General features: G+C 44.7%; 18 protein-coding genes. 6 read left to right on the top strand and 12 right to left on the bottom strand.

What is annotated here, in order from left to right; genetic code table 11:
- Positions 1–171 precede the first annotated feature (171 nt).
- The 3 genes from iscB (at position 172) to HFV01_RS23260 (ending at position 3,528) form a co-directional block, all read left to right on the top strand.
- Positions 172–1,443: an RNA-guided endonuclease IscB gene (gene iscB, locus HFV01_RS23270; RefSeq protein ID WP_193520422.1), complete on the top strand. Its 1,272-nt coding sequence runs from the start codon at positions 172–174 to the stop codon at positions 1,441–1,443.
- Positions 1,444–1,636: 193 nt separating this feature from the next.
- Positions 1,637–2,533: an AEC family transporter gene (locus HFV01_RS23265; protein WP_006667879.1), complete on the top strand. Its 897-nt coding sequence runs from the start codon at positions 1,637–1,639 to the stop codon at positions 2,531–2,533.
- Between the two features lie 110 nt (positions 2,534–2,643).
- Positions 2,644–3,528 (top strand): fructosamine kinase family protein, encoded by an 885-nt coding sequence (locus tag HFV01_RS23260; RefSeq protein ID WP_006621585.1) that lies wholly within the window; start codon positions 2,644–2,646, stop codon positions 3,526–3,528.
- 26 nt (positions 3,529–3,554) lie between these two features.
- Here HFV01_RS23260 and HFV01_RS23255 read toward each other — a convergent pair whose 3' ends face one another.
- The 3 genes from HFV01_RS23255 to HFV01_RS23245 form a co-directional block, all read right to left on the bottom strand.
- Positions 3,555–5,267, bottom strand: a complete 1,713-nt coding sequence (locus tag HFV01_RS23255) for a DUF262 domain-containing protein (protein WP_006621584.1) — start codon at positions 5,265–5,267, stop codon at positions 3,555–3,557.
- 61 nt (positions 5,268–5,328) lie between these two features.
- Positions 5,329–6,273, bottom strand: a complete 945-nt coding sequence (gene lipP1, locus HFV01_RS23250; RefSeq protein WP_006621583.1) for a LipP1 family hormone-sensitive lipase — start codon at positions 6,271–6,273, stop codon at positions 5,329–5,331.
- A gap of 7 nt (positions 6,274–6,280) precedes the next feature.
- Complete coding sequence (locus HFV01_RS23245) at positions 6,281–6,958, bottom strand: class I SAM-dependent methyltransferase (protein ID WP_006667877.1); 678 nt, start codon at positions 6,956–6,958, stop codon at positions 6,281–6,283.
- A gap of 193 nt (positions 6,959–7,151) precedes the next feature.
- On the opposite strand from HFV01_RS23245, the gene HFV01_RS23240 reads away from it, so the two are divergent.
- The gene (locus HFV01_RS23240) at positions 7,152–7,349 is read left to right on the top strand and encodes a heavy-metal-associated domain-containing protein (protein ID WP_006667876.1); all 198 of its coding nucleotides are present in this window, start codon (positions 7,152–7,154) and stop codon (positions 7,347–7,349) included.
- Positions 7,350–7,351: 2 nt separating this feature from the next.
- Here the strand turns inward: HFV01_RS23240 and HFV01_RS23235 are convergent, their stop codons facing one another.
- The 6 genes from HFV01_RS23235 to HFV01_RS23210 form a co-directional block, all read right to left on the bottom strand.
- The gene (locus HFV01_RS23235; protein ID WP_006621580.1) at positions 7,352–8,383 is read right to left on the bottom strand and encodes an ABC transporter ATP-binding protein; all 1,032 of its coding nucleotides are present in this window, start codon (positions 8,381–8,383) and stop codon (positions 7,352–7,354) included.
- A gap of 65 nt (positions 8,384–8,448) precedes the next feature.
- Entirely contained in the window at positions 8,449–9,423 is a 975-nt protein-coding gene (locus tag HFV01_RS23230; protein ID WP_187758249.1) for an ABC transporter ATP-binding protein, read from the bottom strand.
- Between the two features lie 12 nt (positions 9,424–9,435).
- A complete protein-coding gene (locus HFV01_RS23225; RefSeq protein WP_006667874.1) occupies positions 9,436–10,263 on the bottom strand; it encodes a nuclease-related domain-containing protein in 828 nt (275 codons plus the stop codon).
- Positions 10,264–10,329: 66 nt separating this feature from the next.
- Positions 10,330–11,463: a redoxin domain-containing protein gene (locus HFV01_RS23220; RefSeq protein ID WP_006621577.1), complete on the bottom strand. Its 1,134-nt coding sequence runs from the start codon at positions 11,461–11,463 to the stop codon at positions 10,330–10,332.
- 111 nt (positions 11,464–11,574) lie between these two features.
- The gene (locus tag HFV01_RS23215; protein WP_438861252.1) at positions 11,575–14,046 is read right to left on the bottom strand and encodes a CHASE2 domain-containing protein; all 2,472 of its coding nucleotides are present in this window, start codon (positions 14,044–14,046) and stop codon (positions 11,575–11,577) included.
- Positions 14,047–14,068: 22 nt separating this feature from the next.
- A complete protein-coding gene (locus HFV01_RS23210; protein WP_006621575.1) occupies positions 14,069–14,233 on the bottom strand; it encodes a hypothetical protein in 165 nt (54 codons plus the stop codon).
- On the opposite strand from HFV01_RS23210, the gene dapB reads away from it, so the two are divergent.
- Both dapB and HFV01_RS23200 read left to right on the top strand, forming a co-directional pair.
- Complete coding sequence (gene dapB, locus HFV01_RS23205) at positions 14,232–15,059, top strand: 4-hydroxy-tetrahydrodipicolinate reductase (RefSeq protein WP_006621574.1); 828 nt, start codon at positions 14,232–14,234, stop codon at positions 15,057–15,059. The genes HFV01_RS23210 and dapB overlap by 2 nt on opposite strands.
- 102 nt (positions 15,060–15,161) lie before the next feature.
- Positions 15,162–15,869, top strand: a complete 708-nt coding sequence (locus HFV01_RS23200; RefSeq protein ID WP_315664045.1) for a DUF8619 family protein — start codon at positions 15,162–15,164, stop codon at positions 15,867–15,869.
- Here the strand turns inward: HFV01_RS23200 and HFV01_RS23195 are convergent.
- The 3 genes from HFV01_RS23195 to HFV01_RS23185 form a co-directional block, all read right to left on the bottom strand.
- Complete coding sequence (locus HFV01_RS23195; RefSeq protein ID WP_006621572.1) at positions 15,866–16,495, bottom strand: precorrin-8X methylmutase; 630 nt, start codon at positions 16,493–16,495, stop codon at positions 15,866–15,868. The genes HFV01_RS23200 and HFV01_RS23195 overlap by 4 nt on opposite strands.
- 313 nt (positions 16,496–16,808) lie before the next feature.
- Complete coding sequence (gene mtnB, locus HFV01_RS23190) at positions 16,809–17,432, bottom strand: methylthioribulose 1-phosphate dehydratase (protein WP_006667871.1); 624 nt, start codon at positions 17,430–17,432, stop codon at positions 16,809–16,811.
- 16 nt (positions 17,433–17,448) lie between these two features.
- Complete coding sequence (locus HFV01_RS23185) at positions 17,449–18,543, bottom strand: RuBisCO large subunit C-terminal-like domain-containing protein (protein ID WP_006621569.1); 1,095 nt, start codon at positions 18,541–18,543, stop codon at positions 17,449–17,451.
- Between the last annotated feature and the right edge of the window lie 57 nt (positions 18,544–18,600).

The following is an 18,600-nucleotide window of genomic DNA, read 5'->3' as shown; positions in this document are numbered from 1 at the left end:
GGCTACGTTCAGAGCAAGAGTTAAAGTTCCTACCCTGGAATGCGTGCTAGTTCCAGGCACTAGAACCAAATCGTTAAACAGTCCTAAGGGGTTAAGACAGTGCGATTTGGAAAGTACCGACTCTGAACCTTGGCGAAGCAAACGTTACGAGCAATCAGAACAGACGCAACAATGTCTAACCATATTTTCGTTTTAGATACCAACCGCAAGCCCCTGACACCGTGCAAGCCAGGGGTGGCACGATCACTGCTCAAAGCCGGGAAAGCATCGGTATTTCGACGCTACCCATTCACCATTATTCTAAACAAGGAGGTTGACGCTAATCCTGAACCCCTCGAACTCAAATTAGACCCAGGCTCTAAAGTCACTGGAATTGCCTTAAAGCAAGGGAATCATATTATCTTTGCTGCCGAGTTGCAGCACCGAGGACAGCAGATTAAAGAAGCATTGCTCTCTCGTCGTCAACTCCGACGTTCTCGACGAAACCGCAAGACCCGATATCGACCAGCTCGGTTCTTGAATCGGACTCGGAGCAAGGGTTGGTTAGCTCCCAGCTTGCAGCATCGAGTAGATACTCTAATGACCTGGGTTCACCGATTTCGTAGACTTGCCCCAGTTGGCCGCATTACCCAAGAGCTAGTACGGTTCGACCTGCAATTGATGGAAAACCCTGAGATATCAGGTGTTGAGTATCAGCAGGGAGAATTACAAGGCTATGAAATCAGGGAATACCTGTTGGAAAAGTGGGGCAGAACCTGTGCTTACTGTGGGGCTCAAAATGTACCACTTGAAGTTGAGCAGATCCAGCCTCGGTCTAAGGGTGGCTCTGACCGGGTTTCTAACCTGACGATGGCTTGCCACTCATGCAATCAAGCCAAAGGCAATGGGGACATTCGGGATTTTTTATCGGGCCAGCCTGATGTCCTGAGTCGTCTTCTCAGGCAGGCCAAATCACCCCTTAAAGATGCGGCTGCCGTTAACTCGACCCGATGGGCCTTGTTCAAGGCTCTGAAAGCAACAGGACTCCCAGTTACCACAGGAACGGGCGGACAAACGAAGTTCAATCGACTGAGGCTCAACCTACCTAAAGCTCACTGGCTTGATGCTGCCTGTGTTGGACCAGTCGAATCACTCGAAGTTCTGACTTCAAAACCGTTGCTGATTTTAGCAAAGGGGCATGGAACCCGTCAGATGTGCGGGACGAATAAGTACGGATTCCCGAATCGTCACCGCTCCAGGAGGCAAATTCATAAAGGCTTTCAGACTGGCGACATGGTGACGGCACTGGTCACAGCGGGGAAGAAAATTGGCTCATATCTAGGACGGGTTCTCTGCCGTGCGTCTGGTAGTTTTGATATTACCACCGCTTCGGTACGGGTGGCAGGCATCAGCCACAAATACTGCCAACCCATTCACAGGAAGGATGGTTACGCCTATGCTTGAAAGATTGACGGGGACTAAAGTCCCCCTGTCGCGTTTCCTCCCCGGTCTAAAGACACGGGGCTTCCACGCTCCCAAGAGGTTTACGTGAATCACCCATTAACCTTCCCCAATTGTCGAAAGTTGCGTTAGACTATCGCCAAAGTATAGCAGTCAGATCAGATCTGGCTGTTTTTTGCAGCCTTTACTACCTTTGATGATTGCTTTATTTTCTGCTGTTATCCCCGTTGGGTGCATTGTTCTGATTGGTTTTATTGCCGGGAAAACCCTGATCATAGATCGCCAAACCATCTCCCGTTTGCTGCTGTATGTTCTGTTTCCCATACTGATTATTGACACACTATATAGAACCACTCTGACCCCCCAAAATATGGCGGGAATGGGGATAGGGTTTATTTTGACTTATATATTATTGTGTTTGGTAGCTTGGGCGATCGCACGTTATTTAAACCTGTCTCGGTCAACGGAAAAAAGTTTAATTGCCACCACCTCCCTATCAAATGTTGGCAATATGGGGTTATCTGTCACCCTCTTAGCTTTAGGAGAAGCCGGACTAGAAAGGGCGATTGTTTATTTAATCGCCTGGAATTTAGTGGTTTTAATCACAGCGCCAGCTATCATCAAAGGGGGAGGTTGGCAATCGTCCTTAAAATTTACCCTCAAATTACCGCTATTTTGGTCAATTATCGCGGCTTTGGTACTTTACGCACTTCCGATAAAATTACCTTTTAATATTGATGAGGGATTGAATTTGGTGGCGGAATCGGCTATTCCCCTCGGCTTGTTATTGTTGGGCTTAGAAATTGCCGAAAGTCAGTGGAAAATTAGCCTTTATGAAGTGGGAGCCAGTTTTCTCAGATTAATCGGTGGTGCGATTATTGCCTATAGTGTCGGTTCATTATTAAGACTGAGTGATTTAGATTTACAGGTGTTAATTTTACAGAGTGCTATGCCAACAGCTATCACGGCTTTTCTGATGGTTAATGAATTTGGCGGCGACCAAGTACGCACCGCTCGCGTGGTGGTAGTTTCTACTATATTATCATTCCTAACTCTGCCTTTGGTGTTATGGGGAATTAAGGCGATCGCCTAAAATCTGCTCCTCGATTTCATGGCAGAAATTCCCATAATCCCAATGGGTTATTCAGAGCTGAGTCACAGTTGATCTAAAATATAGACTGAAAGCGATCGCTAAAAATTACCATGTGGAATCAAATTTGCGAACACATAACCACTGCTACCTCCCAAACCTTTAAAGCCAACAACCCTACTTCTGTAGGTGGCGGCTGCATTAACCAGGGATATCGCCTTACTCATGGCGATCGCAGCTATTTTGTGAAACTCAATAGCGCCTCTCAAGTTGCCATGTTTGAAGCGGAAGCCTTGGGAGTTAAACAAATGTGGGAAACCCAAACTATTCGCGTCCCTAAACCCATTTGTTGGGGTACTGCTGGCAATTCTGCTTATATCGTCCTAGAATGGTTAGAGCTAGGGGGTCGTAGCAATTCTCAGGCTATGGAGAAAATGGGGCGACAATTGGCGCGACTACACCAGTGGACTCCCCCGCGAGACTATCCCGGATCTCAGCAATTTGGTTGGGATATCAACAACACTATCGGATCAACTCCCCAAATTAATACCTGGACGACTGACTGGGGAGAATTTTGGCGAGATCATCGCATTGGTTATCAACTGAAACTCGCTAGACGGCGGGGAGGATCGTTTGAAAATAGCGATCGCCTACTTGACAAAATACCAGAATTGTTGTCCGGTCATCACCCTAAACCTGCTTTAGTTCATGGGGATTTATGGGGGGGTAATGCCTCTGTTACCAATGATGGAGAACCAGTCATTTTTGACCCGGCTGCCTATTTTGGCGATCGAGAAGTTGATATCGCCATGACCGAAGTATTTGGCGGATTTTCCCCCGCATTTTATCAGGGTTATAATCAAGTTTACCCTTTAGACTCCGGTTATTCTCGCCGCAAAATTCTTTACAATCTCTACCATATTTTGAATCATTTTAACCTATTTGGTGGCGGTTATGGTTCCCAAGCCAATCAGATGATTCAGCAAATTTTACGTTAAAGAATTTAGTCGCTGATCTTGTCAATTTACCCAATGCGCCAAATGCCAGCAGCTATGGCAGCTAATCGCTTTTGCCGAGACTCAATTTTATGTTCATCCCAGGTATCATAATGTTCAGCGATCGCTTTAGTAATTTGAAAATCACTCTCCGCATAAACATCCCGCTTAGTCCCATAATCCTGATTCCCAACTTCACGGTTTTTAGTCGCTTCGAGGGGGGTCATATTACCGAGGCGGTAGATTAAGCGTTCCTGTTTACTTTCCTCGATATAAGCCCAGGCATCCGAGGGATTTTCCGGGAGAATATGCTCTAAATTATAGGTGGAACTCTCAAAATCAAACGCTTTCCCGGAGCGCTGTTTCTCAATTTCAAAGAGAATATAGCGGACAATTTTCTTATGGCGGGTGTCGGTAGTGCGGAGTTCTTTTTCAGTAAAAGCTCCCTTAAACTGATTATCATCTGGATACACAACACCCAGCGCCGCCAAAACTTCCTCAGCAGTCTTATAGTGACCATGGGAAACCTTCACAGCAATCTCATTATACAAACGTTCTTGTTCATAGGTCTGCAAGTTGCAAATAACATTATAGCGAAATGAAATCACAGCGATCGCTTTCAGGATGCGGGTAAAGGCATCTCTATCGTTGTCAAAAAATTGATGATAACAAGCTAAAAGTATTGCCAAAGGCTGACGCACACGAAACATTAACAGTTGCTTTAATGCTTGTTTTTCCTCGGGTTTCCAACTGGCATAATATGGGTCTCCAAGACTCGCATAAACTCCAGCATCATGCTCCAAACTGCGGACTAAGCCAAAGGCATCTTTACGGCTTTTCACCTGTCGTCGAATGGTTTTGAACAGATCATATTTACGGACAAGTCTATGGCGACTATTCCAAAAAATACGCAGAAATTCCGGGAAACTCTCACTACCCAATAAACCAACAATCCTCTCCCATTTATCTTCTAGGCTACGCATTTCTAGCTCATGAGTATCTGCGTTATTAATTAGTGAGAAGACATAGTTTTTGAGTAGATCAGTGGCGGAAAGACGCACCCCTCTGGCGTTGAGAGTTTCAAAAACCTTAAAAGCGTTCAATTCATCTGTAACGGTGATCACAGTAAAAAAGAGTTTGTCTACTAGGGAATCAATAAAAGCCGCAAAATTTTGTCCACTATCAGATTGATTTCCCAGTCGGACTCTGATTTTGTCTTTAAACCAAATAAATGCTTGGCGTAGTTGATGTTCGGAGGCTTTTAGACCTCGTTGGGGGAGGGGTTCTAGGGGAACCAAGTAGGTTTGATAAAAACGATCATTATGGCGATTTAGTCTGAGTTTTGATTGGGGAATGAGGGTGACGGGATCGACATAACCAATGTAGCTATTTTGCAGTTGGTATTGGCGGCGACTGTTGTTGAGTGCATCCAAGTCCGCCTTAACTAAATCTTGTAAATAAGACAAACCAGCCAGGATCATAATACTGATGGTAGTCATTCGTTGTTGACCATCAATAATATCGAAGTGTTTGCTATCAGATGATTGTAGCACGAGGTAGCCCATATAATGAGCGGGTTCGCTATCTTCTTCAAATAAAGCAGTCAGATCTTGCCACAGGTCGTCCCATTCGTCATTTCCCCAGGAATAGTCACGCTGAAAGGGAGGTACATGATAGATTAAGCCATTACCCAGAAGTTGGCGGAAGGTGGTGTTGGTGGTGTGGAAATTTAGGGTTGCCATGATTAATTATCACCTCTGGCTGATGATTAAATTCGGGTCAATTGGCGCAGAATAAATGGGATTAGCTTTTATGGGAAAATCTCTGTTTTAATTCGATCGCACATTCGGCTAGTGCTTCCTGTCCTTGACTGATAAATCCGGCTAAATTAATGAAAGCATGAATGGTTCCTGGATAGCAAGATATTTTCACGGGAACTCCGGCTTTTTGGAGGCGATCGCCATAAGCCTGTCCCTCATCGCGTAGGGGGTCTAATTCCGCCGTGATAATCAAAGCGGGAGGCAAATTTGATAAATCTTCCGCTAACAGGGGGGAAGAATATGGATTATTTTTATCGGCAGGGTTGGTGATATAAAAACTGCACAAATGCTTAATATCATCCGTTCTCAGAAAGTAATTTTCCGCAAATAGGCGGCGAGATTCGCTATCAATTTCTATCTGAGTTATGGGATAAATTAACAATTGATAAACTAGGGGGGCTAGTTTTTGATCTCGCCGTTTTAAGGCTACCACCGCCGCTAAATTTCCCCCCGCACTTTCTCCCCCCACCGCAATGCGATCGCTATCCCAGTTGCAAGTTTTAGCCTGATTAAAAACCCACTCAGTCGCGGTCAAACCATCCTCAATGGCGGCTGGAAATGGATGTTCTGGTGCTAGGCGATAGTCTACTGATATAACCACACATTCTGCGCCATTGGCGAGGCTGCGACAAATACTATCTACCATGTCTAAATTACCGATTACATAACCGCCACCGTGAAAATAAACTAGAACCGGAAAAGGTTGATTTCCCTTGGGGGTGTAAATGCGGATTGGTAATTCTCCAGCGGGACCCGCAATGGTGCGATTTTCGACTTTGGCGATCGCTTCCGGTGGGTGACTGGCTTTAACAAACATCTTATTAAGGTTTCTCAATTCGGCGGGTTCCATGGCACTAATTGGGGGGTGATTAGCTGCCAATACATGATTGAGAAATGATTGGGTTTCGGGATTAACTGAATGGTTCATCTATTTATTAAAAAACATCTTTCCGATATTCAATACATAATTGCTGGGCATCAGGACGGTTTTCGGCGACAAATTTATGGCGATTGATTTCGGTCAAGCCGCAGGTTTTAAATGCCGATAATTCTGCCTCTGACAAAGGCCATGGGGGGCCTTCCGGTGCGGCTTCGGTGTCACGAAATCGGGTAATTAACAATAAAATACCATGGGGGGCTACCAGATTGGCGATCGCCTTAATTGCTTGGGATCTGACTTCCAAAGGCATGGATTGAGTAATCCGAGATTCGAGTACAAAATCGAACTTTTCTAGCCAGTTAGGATCGGGGTCTAATAAATCCGCGACTGTATAATTAACCTGAGAATTAGGAAACCTTTGGCGACACCAAGCGATCGCTGTTGGAGAAATATCAAAAGCCGTCACCTGAAAGCCAAAATCTGCTAAGGCTTCTGCATCATCTCCTAACCCGCAACCTAACACTAAAGCGGTTTGATTATTATCCTCAATTGCCTGATTTTCTAGCCATTTTTCTAGTTGGGGATGAGTCGCTAAGGTAGCCCAAGGAATCAAGGATGGGTCGCCTTGGGATTCAGCATAAAGGGTTTCAAACCATGCGGTAGGATGGGATTGAGAATTTTCGACCATTTCTCGAATTTTTTGTCTGATATCATTAGGAGGAACTAGGGACATGATGTGACCTAAGACTAGAATTTAACATTGATTAGGGGTGGATATTTACCATTATAGCCTATTAGTGTGATTCGGCGGGTATCAGGTTATGATATTTACCTCGATTTCAGGATATTTCTGTCAAGACAATGGTAAAATCCTAGGGTAATGCTATACTATACAGGTATTTTGCGAGTATTTTGCGAGGCTAGTTATGACCATAAAACTTACGGTTTCTTCAATGGTTTGTGATGCTTGTGCTAACAGTGTAACCAAGGCTATTCATAGTGTTGATAGTGATGCTACTGTCAATATTGACTTAAATACAAAGGTGGTGACTGTGGAAGCAACGGCTTCTGAGGCGGCGCTAAAGGCGGCGATCGCTAAAGCTGGTCACACTACAGAATCCTAGGGTTATGGAGGGTTTTGGGAATCCCATAGATGACAGGAAACAAAATGTCCGGGATTAATTTCTCGCAATTGGGGTTCCTCGACCCGACAGCGATCGCCAACTAAATGCGCGGAAGGACAGCGGCTATAAAATCGACATCCACAGGAGGGTAATAAAGGGCTGGGAACATCTCCTTTCAGGATAATTCTTTCCCGTTTGGCTTCGATTTCTGGGTCAGGAATAGGGACAGCAGAAAGTAAGGCTTTAGTATAGGGATGAAGGGGATAATCATAGACAGAATTGCACTCCCCTATTTCGACGATTTTACCTAAATACATGACTGCTACCCGACTGGAAATGTAGCGGACTACACTTAAATCATGGGCGATAAATAGATAGGTTAAATTTAGGCGTTTTTGTAGCGATCGCATTAAATTCACTACCTGTGCTTGAATAGAAACATCCAAAGAGGCGATCGGTTCATCACAGACCAAAAAATCCGGGTCAACCGCTAAAGCCCTAGCTATAGCTATTCGCTGTCTTTGACCACCCGAAAACTCGTGGGGATAACGATTAATAAATTGCCGATTTAGTCCCACTAATTCTAATAACTCTTCCACTCGATGAATCAGGGATTCACCCTTAGCTAATCCATGAATTAATAGGGGTTCCCCAATGATTTTTTTAATGGTCATACGCGGATTTAGGGAGGCGTAGGGGTCTTGGAAAATTATCTGCATTTGGCGGCGCATAACTCGCAACTTTTCGGGTTCTAATTTAGTCAGTTCAATATCATTAAAATAAACCCGGCCACCTGTGGGAGGTTGAAGCTGTAAAATCGCTTTACCTGTGGTGCTTTTCCCGCAGCCAGACTCCCCAACTAAACTAAGAGTTTCACCCCGTTTTATGGCAAATGTTAACCCATCTACTGCCCTAATTATCCCTACCTGTTTCTGTCGAAATATCCCCCCAGTGACCGGAAAGTGTACCTGCAAATTATCAACCCTTAATAGGGTATCGGTTTCTGGGTTACTGGGCTGTGTTTTGGCAACCATCAGGTCTCAAACATTCCAAGAAAATAGATAGATTTTAACTAGCATAAAATCATCCTTTTGTCAAGTCATGGTTTAACCCAACAGGCGACTTGATGATGGGTGGCAACTAATTCTAAAACCGGATCTTCCTGAAAACAACGGTCGATCGCATATTGACATCGAGGCGCAAACGGGCAACCTTGAGGATAGTTAATCAAATCTGGGGGAGTCCCTGGGATAGCCGCGAGAGTCTCTCCCATGTCGCAGTCAGGACGGGGGAGGCTTTTTAACAATCCCATTGTGTAGGGGTGACGAGGATGCTTATAGAGTTGATTAACGGGCGCTTCTTCGACAATTTGACCTGCATACATGACTAAAATGCGATCGGCAAATCTCGCCAAAAGTGCTAAATCATGGGTAATCCAAATTACCGCCATTCCCATTTCATTTTGCAACTGTTGAATCATCTCAATAACTTGGGCTTGGACAGTGACATCTAAAGCGGTTGTCGGTTCATCAGCAATTAATAATTTGGGATGACAGGCTAAAGCGATCGCCATCATAACTCGCTGTCGCATTCCCCCAGATAATTGATGGGGATAGCTACCAAGTCGGCGTTTGGCTGGTGATATACCCACCTTTTCTAAAAGTGCGATCGCCTGTTTTTCTGCCTCTAATTTAGTCGCGCCGCAATGTAATTGTATAGCCTCCGTAATTTGTTTACCAATAGTTAAAACCGGATTTAAGCACGTCATCGGGTCTTGAAAAATCATGGAAATATGGTTACCCCGAATTTTTCTTAATGCCGATTTATTTAATTTAAGTAAATCCTGATTTTCAAACCAAATCTCCCCCCCGGTAATCCCGCCAGAATTGTCAGAAATTAGCCGCAAAATTGATAACACCCCGGCACTTTTTCCCGAGCCAGATTCCCCGACAATGCCAAGAGTTTCCCCAGCATTAATATGATAGGAAATGCCATTAACAGCCTTAACTACCCCATCATTAGTAATAAAACGAGTTTCTAAATTGTTAACTTGTAGCAGTGGTGAGGTCATCATCAACAATTGATTTTACATATCTTTTTTTAACCTAGGCTTAGGTTTAGGCTTAGGTTTAGGCTTGGGTTTAGGCTTGGGTTCCGGTTCCGTTTCCGTTTCCGGTTGAGAATTGCGAGGCTTAGGCTTAGGCTTAGGCTTGGTTTCTGGTTGCGGTTGCGGTTGCGGTTTAGATACGGGTGACAATTCATATTCTTGGATATGTTTACTAATCCTAAAAACCTGTTCATCTGTCAGATATTCGGGAGATTTCCAGATCATGGATATCAAATCTGTCATACTGGTTAAAACTGGCACAGAACAATTTTTAGCCCCCACCCATTTAGCTATAGGAAAAACCACAGGCGCAGTGATACAATCAGTAGGTAAGCTAGGGATTTCTGAAAAAATCCACCGCTGAAACATCTGTTGATGATAGAGACTTTGGGAAGTAGGACTGTTAGATACAGGAACCCACTGGGAACCCTCGCGCCGTTTCCAGTTATCTTGATTTCCCGCCAAGGAACCCTTCCAGGTTTTCACTTCAATTAAAAAAATACCTCGGTTCCCAATCAATAGCAAATCAATTTCTGTTAAACTGCCAGCAGTAGCAGGAATCAGAGCATTTTTAAATAATACCCAATTGTCAGGAAATGTCATCAGCAACAGAGCAATTAAATTTTCCCCTAAACTACCCTTAACTTGATTTCGGATTTGTTTAAATTCAAATACTCCTGCGCCTATCATCCCCAAGAAACCACCACCCCAAGCCTGACTAGCTTCCTCCCGTTGGCTGGATACTTTGCGATTAATATTTTGTTTAAATTTGGCTTTCAGAGATGGGGACTGTTTTAGAACTTTCATATAATGATCACCCTGATTAAACTTGATCAAATAGGGAGCTAAGTTAGCCCCCCAAATGATGCTTAATTAAGCATTCAGCTTAATGACACGACTGTAATCATTTCTGACCCGGTTTTCGTAAGCATTGCGTCTTTCGGCATCTTCATCACCATAGAAGAAAGAAAGCAAGGCAAAACGTCGCCCTGATGTCACATCAGTAGCCTCGTGCATGGTAGAACATGAAAATATGATAGCATCTCCTGTGGCAGGTTTATACAAATGGGGTGCGTGTTCAGGAAATCTTAAACAACCCCCTTCGTATTCTTCAGTATTAAGGTTAATAGTCATCGCAAATCGCCGATGCAATGTTCCCCCAGTGGTGTTGTCTCGATGGGGTCGGAAAAAGCCCCCTGATTCACTATCATAGCAGCCTATTTTGTAGCATTCACGGCGAGTTAGTTGGAATTGAAAGGCTTGCAGAATTTCTGGAAATACCCGCCGCTGCATAATAGAATCGATGTAATTTTTAACAGGTCCGTCCTGTATAAAGTGATCGCGCCGTCGCTTGAAACTGGGGTCAACGTAGCCGACGGTTTTTTCTCCCTCTCTTTTCATGAACCCGGATTCATCATTACCTTGAGTTTCCCAAATCTTGATCAGTTCCCGACATAAACGTAAATCCAAAACTTTAGGAATTAGCAAGACAGGAGCCTGCATTTCAATGAGTCGAGGAGGTTCTTGGGCGACTAAATCTTGAATTTCTCCTAGGAATTTTTGGGTAAATTCTTCGAGGGGATGTAATGGGTAAATTTTGAGAATGCGAAGACCGGGATCGAGCAGGAAAGCGACACGGTTATAAACGATGGTGTTGCTATTTTTTCCGTCGCAAATATAGGCTCCGTATCTGGTGCTAACTTCTCCTTTTAAATCGGAGAGTAAGGAATAGGTAAGGTGATGATTTTCGGCGAAGGTTTTGCGAGTTGAGGGGTGGTTGAGACTGATGCTAAAAATCTGAAGATCAAAGCGATCGCACATTGACATAATATCCTGCAATCGACAAGCGATTTTTTCGCATTCTGAGATTTGATCCCCTGCATAAAATACTAACAGAATTGGTTTCCCAGCATGGGAACGGAGAACAATATTTTTGCCGTTGGAGTCGGGCAAACTGAACCAGGGGGCAGGATCGCCTACGGTGAGAATAGAAGCAGAATGAACCATGACATCAAAATACTAAACTCCTAGATATTTGTGACCTAAATCAAATAGGTAGTCAAAAAATCAACCTATCCACTGACGTAAAGATTAAGGGATTGGTTCCCGAAAAGGTATTTACCAATGGGGATGAGATGTAAAGAATTGTGTAGCATGGTCAGCAGATATAGGTCTTTGGAAATAGTAACCTTGAGCATATTCACAACCGAGCGATCGCAATTGTTCCAATTGTTCAAAGGTTTCTACTCCTTCGGCGATCGCATCTAAATTTAAGGCTTGTGCCAACATCAAAATAGTTCTGACAATTGCCAAATTTTCCACCTCGGTGGCTTCCCCAATATGAGCAATAAATGAGCGGTCAATTTTCAGGACATCCACGGGAAAACGAGGTAAATAACCTAGGGAGGAAAACCCGGTGCCAAAATCATCAATACTTAACTTGATTTGCAAATTCTTCAACTGATGAAGTAGGCGAATAGTAGCTTCGACATCATCCATAATCACGCTTTCTGTCATCTCCAATCGTAAGCCACTGGGGTCAATACCTGAATCTTGAATAATTCCCTTAATTTCGTCAACTAAATCAGGGTGAATAAACTGTCTGCCTGATAAATTAACGCCCACAATAATCTGACAATCTGATTTTAGGGACTGCTGCCAAATTGCCAATTGATGACAAGCCTCTTGCATAGCCCAGCGACCAATAGGAATAATTAATCCGGTTTCTTTAGCGACTTTTAAAAACCGTTCTGGTGTCACCAAACCTTGACGAGGATGCTGCCAACGCACTAAGGCTTCAAAGCCGACAATTTCGCCAGTTTTTAGGGAAATTACAGGTTGATAATACATGACAAATTCCCCACGGCTTACGGCTAAACGCAGATCAGTTTCTAATTGCAGGCGATCCAAACCACCGACCTGCATAGTGCGTTCAAATACTTGATATCGAATATTTTTGAGAGACTTCGCCCGCAGCATGGCGGTATTACCATTACGGAGTAAATCTTCGGCGCGAGTTTCGGCTGTATCGGCTAAAGCAATGCCAATACTCACGGTTTTAAATACCTCATGACCATTGAGAATAAAGGGAGAAAGTAAGGCTGTTTGGATACGTTCAGCGACGATTGTGGCATTATTTACTGATTTTAAATTCCGCAGCAAAATGGCAAATTCATCAGCGCCTAAACGTGCTATAGTATCCCCTAATAGAACGGAGTTTTTGAGTCTTTCTACCAATTGGATGAGCAGTTGATCTCCGGCTAAATCTCCTAAGCTGTCATTAATTAGGCGGAAATTATCGACATTAATAAATAATACGCCACAGATAGATTTATTCCGTTGAGACTTGGCGATCGCTTGTTGAGTGCGATCGAGAAATAGGGAACGATTAGGCAATCCGGTTAAGGAATCATGCAGGAAGTTATGAATTTGTTTATAAGCAATCACCCCAGTAGCGGCTAAAGTCAGGGCTAAAACCGGAGAGGCTAGGGGAATCCAAGCATTGAATAAAAACAGGACGTAGGTAGCGCCAAAAATCGTGAATATCCCCAGGAAAAAGTACAATCCTTGCATTCCTGGATGGTGGATACGCCAAGCCAGAAAACCGCCGCCAATTCCCCAAAGAGTCAACCAGATAATTTCTACCCACTGAGGCAAAAACCAGAATAAATTATTAGCCGGAGAATTGCCAGAATCTGCCCCCAAAATCTGACTAACTATATTGGCATGAATAAAAACCCCTGGCATTTTGGGTGCGGTTGATTCTCTGACACTATAGGGGGTAAAAAATTCGTCTTTAATACTGGGGGCGGTGGCTCCGATTAAGACAATTTTATCAGTGATTAAATCTGGGTAAACTGTAGCGGCCAAAACTTCGCTCAAGGTGACGACGGGTGCGGGTTGAACTCCCCGATAGTTGAGCAGGATTTGATAACCGCGATCGTCAATATTGGAGTAGCCCCCATGATGATACCTTAACGGCACAAATACCCGATTATTTAACTCCATATATTCGGGGTTTTGCTGATAATTTTGGGGTTCGATACCCTCAAATTTTAGGTAATGTAGTGCTAATCGTAAACCCAGGGAAAAAAAGGTGTTTCCCTGAGATTCAGCAAATAAGAGTTGGCGGCGCACTACTCCGTCTGGGTCGAGAATTAGGTCATTAAAGCCAATTTGCTTGGGTGGTAGTTGAGGAGGGGGGGGAATAGTGGGATTGTCGGGGTTGCCAATTTTGGTAATCCCAAATATATTAGGAGCCTGGAACTGTTGACTTAGTTCGGCGCTACCGGGTGGGTGAGGTAGATCCCGATATATATCTAAACCGATCGCTCTGGGTTGATGCTGTTGTAGGTTAGCTAAAACTTGGGCTAATACGGCATCAGACATGGGCCATTGTTCTTGGGCGGCAATATCTGATTCAGTAATAGCGACAATCAAAATCCGGTCATCAGGTTCGGATTCGGGTCGGAGGCGAACTAACCCGTCAAACAACCTCAATTCTACGGGTTGCAAATCTCCCCTGAGTTTAATACCAGTTAATAATAAGGTGCTGGTGAGGCTGATAATCAACCACAATGGCGGAGTCATCCGTAAGACTAGCAATCGCCATTTAGATAGCGGTGACCATTGGGAACCAGAGTTGTGACGCAGCATTAATCAGCAGAAATGGACTACCTGATTCTATCATACCAATTTCGATGGGGCAGTTCTCTAGCCTGGATAGACACAAAATGGTTTGATAGTCTAATAAAGGATATTTCTGGTTTAAAGTCATGGTAGGTCAATTTCCAATTCCAGTGGTGGTCAATGGTGCTGGCGGTAAAATGGGTCGAGAAGTGGTCAAAGCGGTGGCTGCTGCACAGGATATGACGCTGTTGGGGGCCATTGATAAAAATCCGGCTTATCTGAATGAAGATGCTGGAAGTCTCGCGGGGATTGAACCTTTAGAGATCCCGATTACAAACGATCGCGAAGGAATGCTGGTTATGGCGGCTCAGGAAAAGCAGCCAGCCGTGATGGTGGACTTTACCCACCCAGACTCAGTATATGACAATATTCGGGCGGCGATCGCCTATGGTGTCCGTCCGGTGGTGGGGACTACTGGGTTAAGTGAAGCCAAAATTCAGGATTTAGCCGAATTTGCTGATAAAGCCAGCATGGGATGTTTATTGGTCCCTAATTTTTGCATCGGCATTGTACTTTTACAACAGGCGGCGATCGCTGCTTCTCAATATTTTGACCATGTAGAGATTATTGAGTTACACCATAATCAAAAGGCTGATGCACCTAGCGGCACGGCGGTTAAAACCGCGCAAATGCTGGCAGAGTTCGGGAAAACCTATAACCAAAGCCAAGTTAAAGAAACGGAACAATTACCCGGTGCTAGAGGTGCGATCGCTGATGAACAAATCCGCATTCATAGTGTCCGTTTACCCGGTTTGATTGCTCACCAAGAGGTAATTTTTGGGGCGGCTGGTCAAATTTATACCCTCCGCCATGATACCACCGATCGCGGTTGCTATATGCCCGGTGTCTTGCTGGCAATTCGTCAAGTCTTATCACTGAAAAGTCTGGTTTATGGATTAGAGAAAATTCTCTGATCATGGATAATCGATAATTAATCATGGATAATGGATAATGGATGATTAATTACTACCCGCCCTGGCTTCGATTAGGCTATGCTCATTTATGGTGCTAATTATATGCTAATTCCACTCACCCGTCAAACTTTCCATGAACTGGTTCCGGCTGTGGCTACTAGCGAACAGTATCAACACTGTTGGGGGAAGCCATCACAATTCATCAGAAGATTGTTAGTCTCCGCTGTGGGGACGTTGATTTTCGCCTTAGTGGAATTATCAGTACAATTTGAAGGCAGGCAAATTTTGTTAATTCCTTTGGTGATGTTTGCTTTGTACTGGCTGTGGGGTCCCATTTGGGATGCTAGTATACGAAATCGCCAGTTTCGCAAATATCCCTATTGTGGATTTTGGCAGGGCAAAGTTTTGGATTATTATATTTCGGAAGCGGTGACTAATGAGCAAGAATCGGTTAACTCTAAAGGTGATTTAATTATCATTGAAAACTTAGAGCGGCGGATTAATGTAGAAGTGGGGGATAAAACCGGGTTTGTGGTGAAAATTGAAGCCCCCCTTAACCGCAACCATAAACGACTGAGTCGGGGTCAGGTGGCGGTGATGTTGGTAACTTCCTACCTGGATGACCTCAGCAGCATTAATGAGGTGTCTGATGTGTATATTCCTAGCCAAAATATTTGGGTGGGGTCATATCCCTATTTGCGGCGGGATATGTTTATGGAAATTACCCGGGAGATGCGATCGCGTTATGGTCGTCCCCAATCGCGATCGCCTCGTCGGAGTCCTTCTCCCCGTCAGCAGGCTTATGATTAATTCCCCCCTGACTCATTTCTCCCGTAGGCTTGCCAAGCTAGGTCTACCAAGCCATTAACTATGGCTACAGCGACCACTGAACTACCCTTGCGGCCGTCTATACGGATATGAGATACCATAGAATCATTTAAGCGCGATTTGGCTACATCCGCCCCCACAAACCCCGATGGCGTAGCAATCACTAAGGCGGGTTTAATTTCCTCAGCCTCAATTAAATCTACTAAGGCTGATAGGGCCGTTTGTTCCTGACCAATCACAAAAATTCCCTCTGGATAACGTTTGGCTAGGGTTTGAATACCCCAAGCCGTGCGACTTTTTTCCCGTTGGGGTCGGGTCACTGTGTCCAGGGAACAGTACACTGGATTAGCAAAGGTTGACAAAATTTGGGGAGTGATACCCACCTGCACCATGGGTACATCTACTATAATTGTAGTACGGGCAGCTAGGGCCGCTGCTCCGGCTTGCAGGGCTTGGTCTGAAAAGCGCACAAGGCTTTTATATTCAAAATCGGCTGTGGTGTAAATCACCCGCCGGACAATTTCGTACTCTGCGGGTGAAAACACATGAGTACCGATTTCGCGATCGATGATACCCAAACTTTGGGCATCGGTGATATGCCATTCCATCCTGACTCGCCGCTGTTGGGTGTCCTATAATTGGTTCCGGTGTTAGCCAGAACCACAGTTGCGCTGGTTGCGCCTGTTTATTATCGGTTATGGGGGTATCTTATCAAAGATTTGGGATTTAGGGCAGTTCCAGGCTAACTTGACTCAGGAAATAGCTGGCCATGGTCAAGTATGGCAGAAATTAGGTTTCTCAGGGTAAAATGGGATTGGTGGCGGGGTGGGGTACTTCACAAATGGCGATCGCGCTTTCTCTTGATCGGTTCTTGATTTGCTGATAATTACCCCGATTATTTGCCTCCCAAATACTCGGATTTTAAAACTTGATGCCTACCTGACGGGCTGCTACAATATATCTGAAAATATATTCGGCTAATTCTACATGATTTTCGGCTTCGGCGGCGGAATTAGCCCAGACAGTCACGCCATGATTACGAATTAACAAAGCCGGGACTTGGGGGGTCTCTCGGTGAAAGCGATCGCTTATTTCCTGAGCGATTTTGGGAACCTGTAAATGGTTGTGAAAAACTGGCATAAACACCTGGGGATTTTCCTCCCACACCCCCAAACCTTTTAACATCTCAATCGGAGGTAAAGGCAATTTTTCCCCTTCCACCAAATTAGTCACTAATTTCGCTTCCACGGAATGGACATGATAGCAGGCTCTAGCCTCAGCAAAACAGGAATAAATCGCCTGATGGATACTGGTTTCCGCTGAGGGTTTATTCTCAGGATTGGGCGTTTCCAACAATTCCCCCGTGAGACTCACTCGCACAAAATCATCAGCTACCAATTTCCCCTTTTGTTTACCACTAGCAGTAATCCAAAAACTGCCATCTTCAACCCTAGCGGACAAATTGCCAGCGGTCCCAGCCATCCATCCTAGCTGATAAAATTGGCGAGATGCTTCCATTAAAGATTCACGGGGGTCTGTATTCATTGTCAATTATTAATTATCAATTATTAACTATTAATTCTGTAAAGGTTTTCACACCAGTGGCGGGACCGTCTGGATGATCCATGATACCAGTTCCGGCATTGAGAATAACATCATTGCCATAGTCAGCTAATACCTGGGGAATAATCCCCGCATGGATACCAGCAGAAGGGACTGGGAAAACATTACGCGATCGCAAAGTATCCCGAATTTTGGCTTCTTCGGTGGGGTCAAAAGGTAAACTACCATAATGGGCGGGATATAAAACCGCATCCGCCCCCGCATGGGCCATGAGAGTCCCCAAAACCACAGAATAAGCCAAACCGTGATCCGGTGATGCACAGAGGCTACCAGCAAAGGCAGGATGCACAAAAATCGGAACATTGATTTCCGGGTCAGTGGCGATCGCCTCCAATACCGAAAATCCGTAGGTTAAAACATTTAATAATAGGGCATTTGCGCCGGCCTTAACTAGGGTCCTGGCTTTTTCGATCAGGGCGATCGCAGAACCGGTGATATTTACCGCATAGAGGACGTTGCGACCCGTTTCGCTTCTCACCCTATCTAACACGGTCCGACAGGCCTTTAAGCGTTCGAGAGTGGGCGCTGTGGGCAAGTCTGGGAGGATTTCATCATCTTTAATTAGGTCTAATCCGGCAAAGGCCACCTGTTCCAAAATATCCGCGTGGTCGGCGGCGGACAACCCCAAGGCGGGTTTGAAAATCGCCATAATTAGGGGTCGGTTGGGGACTGCTAGGCGATCGCGAATTCCTGTAATTCCTAGTTTGGGGCGTTTCCCGTAATTTTCCCCCAGCCGGACAGCAATTACCTTTCCACTACCCGCCATGGAATATTTGCCAAAAATCATGGTTAGTAGGCTGGGGATATCGTTTTCTACGTTAGCCTCTGGAAAAGCAACGGTAACAATGCTATATTTTTGATCATCTGTTTGGATATTGATCACCTCTCCTAAATGCGATCGCATCACCTCTTCCCGGTGCTGAAAACGTGCATCCCAAGTTCCCGCTGTTTGTCCAATGGCGATTACTTTCCCTTGACGTTCTGGATCTATTCCCGGGGGAAATCGATAGTCTACCTCAATACTTCTAACCATAGATAAGTTCCTAGCCCTCAAATTATCACTTCTCTGATTATTGATTATCCTACCTTA

Origin of the sequence: Limnospira fusiformis SAG 85.79 (genome assembly GCF_012516315.1) — a bacterium.
GTDB lineage: Bacteria > Cyanobacteriota > Cyanobacteriia > Cyanobacteriales > Microcoleaceae > Limnospira > Limnospira fusiformis.
Note: the sequence above shows the minus strand (reverse complement) of the source record. Positions and strands in the feature narration are given on the sequence as shown.

What these genes read in the sequence shown, in the direction of transcription:
- HFV01_RS23240 (WP_006667876.1), top strand. Translation starts at nt 7,152, where the DNA reads ATGACCATAAAACTTACGGTTTCTTCAATGGTTTGTGATGCTTGTGCT.
- HFV01_RS23220 (WP_006621577.1), bottom strand. Translation starts at nt 11,463, where the DNA reads ATGGTTCATTCTGCTTCTATTCTCACCGTAGGCGATCCTGCCCCCTGG.
- dapB (WP_006621574.1), top strand. Translation starts at nt 14,232, where the DNA reads ATGGTAGGTCAATTTCCAATTCCAGTGGTGGTCAATGGTGCTGGCGGT.
- HFV01_RS23265 (WP_006667879.1), top strand. Translation starts at nt 1,637, where the DNA reads ATGATTGCTTTATTTTCTGCTGTTATCCCCGTTGGGTGCATTGTTCTG.
- HFV01_RS23215 (WP_438861252.1), bottom strand. Translation starts at nt 14,046, where the DNA reads ATGACTCCGCCATTGTGGTTGATTATCAGCCTCACCAGCACCTTATTA.
- HFV01_RS23230 (WP_187758249.1), bottom strand. Translation starts at nt 9,423, where the DNA reads ATGATGACCTCACCACTGCTACAAGTTAACAATTTAGAAACTCGTTTT.
- HFV01_RS23210 (WP_006621575.1), bottom strand. Translation starts at nt 14,233, where the DNA reads ATGACTTTAAACCAGAAATATCCTTTATTAGACTATCAAACCATTTTG.
- HFV01_RS23200 (WP_315664045.1), top strand. Translation starts at nt 15,162, where the DNA reads ATGCTAATTCCACTCACCCGTCAAACTTTCCATGAACTGGTTCCGGCT.
- HFV01_RS23245 (WP_006667877.1), bottom strand. Translation starts at nt 6,958, where the DNA reads ATGTCCCTAGTTCCTCCTAATGATATCAGACAAAAAATTCGAGAAATG.
- HFV01_RS23195 (WP_006621572.1), bottom strand. Translation starts at nt 16,495, where the DNA reads ATGGAATGGCATATCACCGATGCCCAAAGTTTGGGTATCATCGATCGC.
- HFV01_RS23235 (WP_006621580.1), bottom strand. Translation starts at nt 8,383, where the DNA reads ATGGTTGCCAAAACACAGCCCAGTAACCCAGAAACCGATACCCTATTA.
- HFV01_RS23225 (WP_006667874.1), bottom strand. Translation starts at nt 10,263, where the DNA reads ATGAAAGTTCTAAAACAGTCCCCATCTCTGAAAGCCAAATTTAAACAA.
- mtnB (WP_006667871.1), bottom strand. Translation starts at nt 17,432, where the DNA reads ATGAATACAGACCCCCGTGAATCTTTAATGGAAGCATCTCGCCAATTT.
- HFV01_RS23260 (WP_006621585.1), top strand. Translation starts at nt 2,644, where the DNA reads ATGTGGAATCAAATTTGCGAACACATAACCACTGCTACCTCCCAAACC.
- iscB (WP_193520422.1), top strand. Translation starts at nt 172, where the DNA reads ATGTCTAACCATATTTTCGTTTTAGATACCAACCGCAAGCCCCTGACA.
- HFV01_RS23255 (WP_006621584.1), bottom strand. Translation starts at nt 5,267, where the DNA reads ATGGCAACCCTAAATTTCCACACCACCAACACCACCTTCCGCCAACTT.
- lipP1 (WP_006621583.1), bottom strand. Translation starts at nt 6,273, where the DNA reads ATGAACCATTCAGTTAATCCCGAAACCCAATCATTTCTCAATCATGTA.
- HFV01_RS23185 (WP_006621569.1), bottom strand. Translation starts at nt 18,543, where the DNA reads ATGGTTAGAAGTATTGAGGTAGACTATCGATTTCCCCCGGGAATAGAT.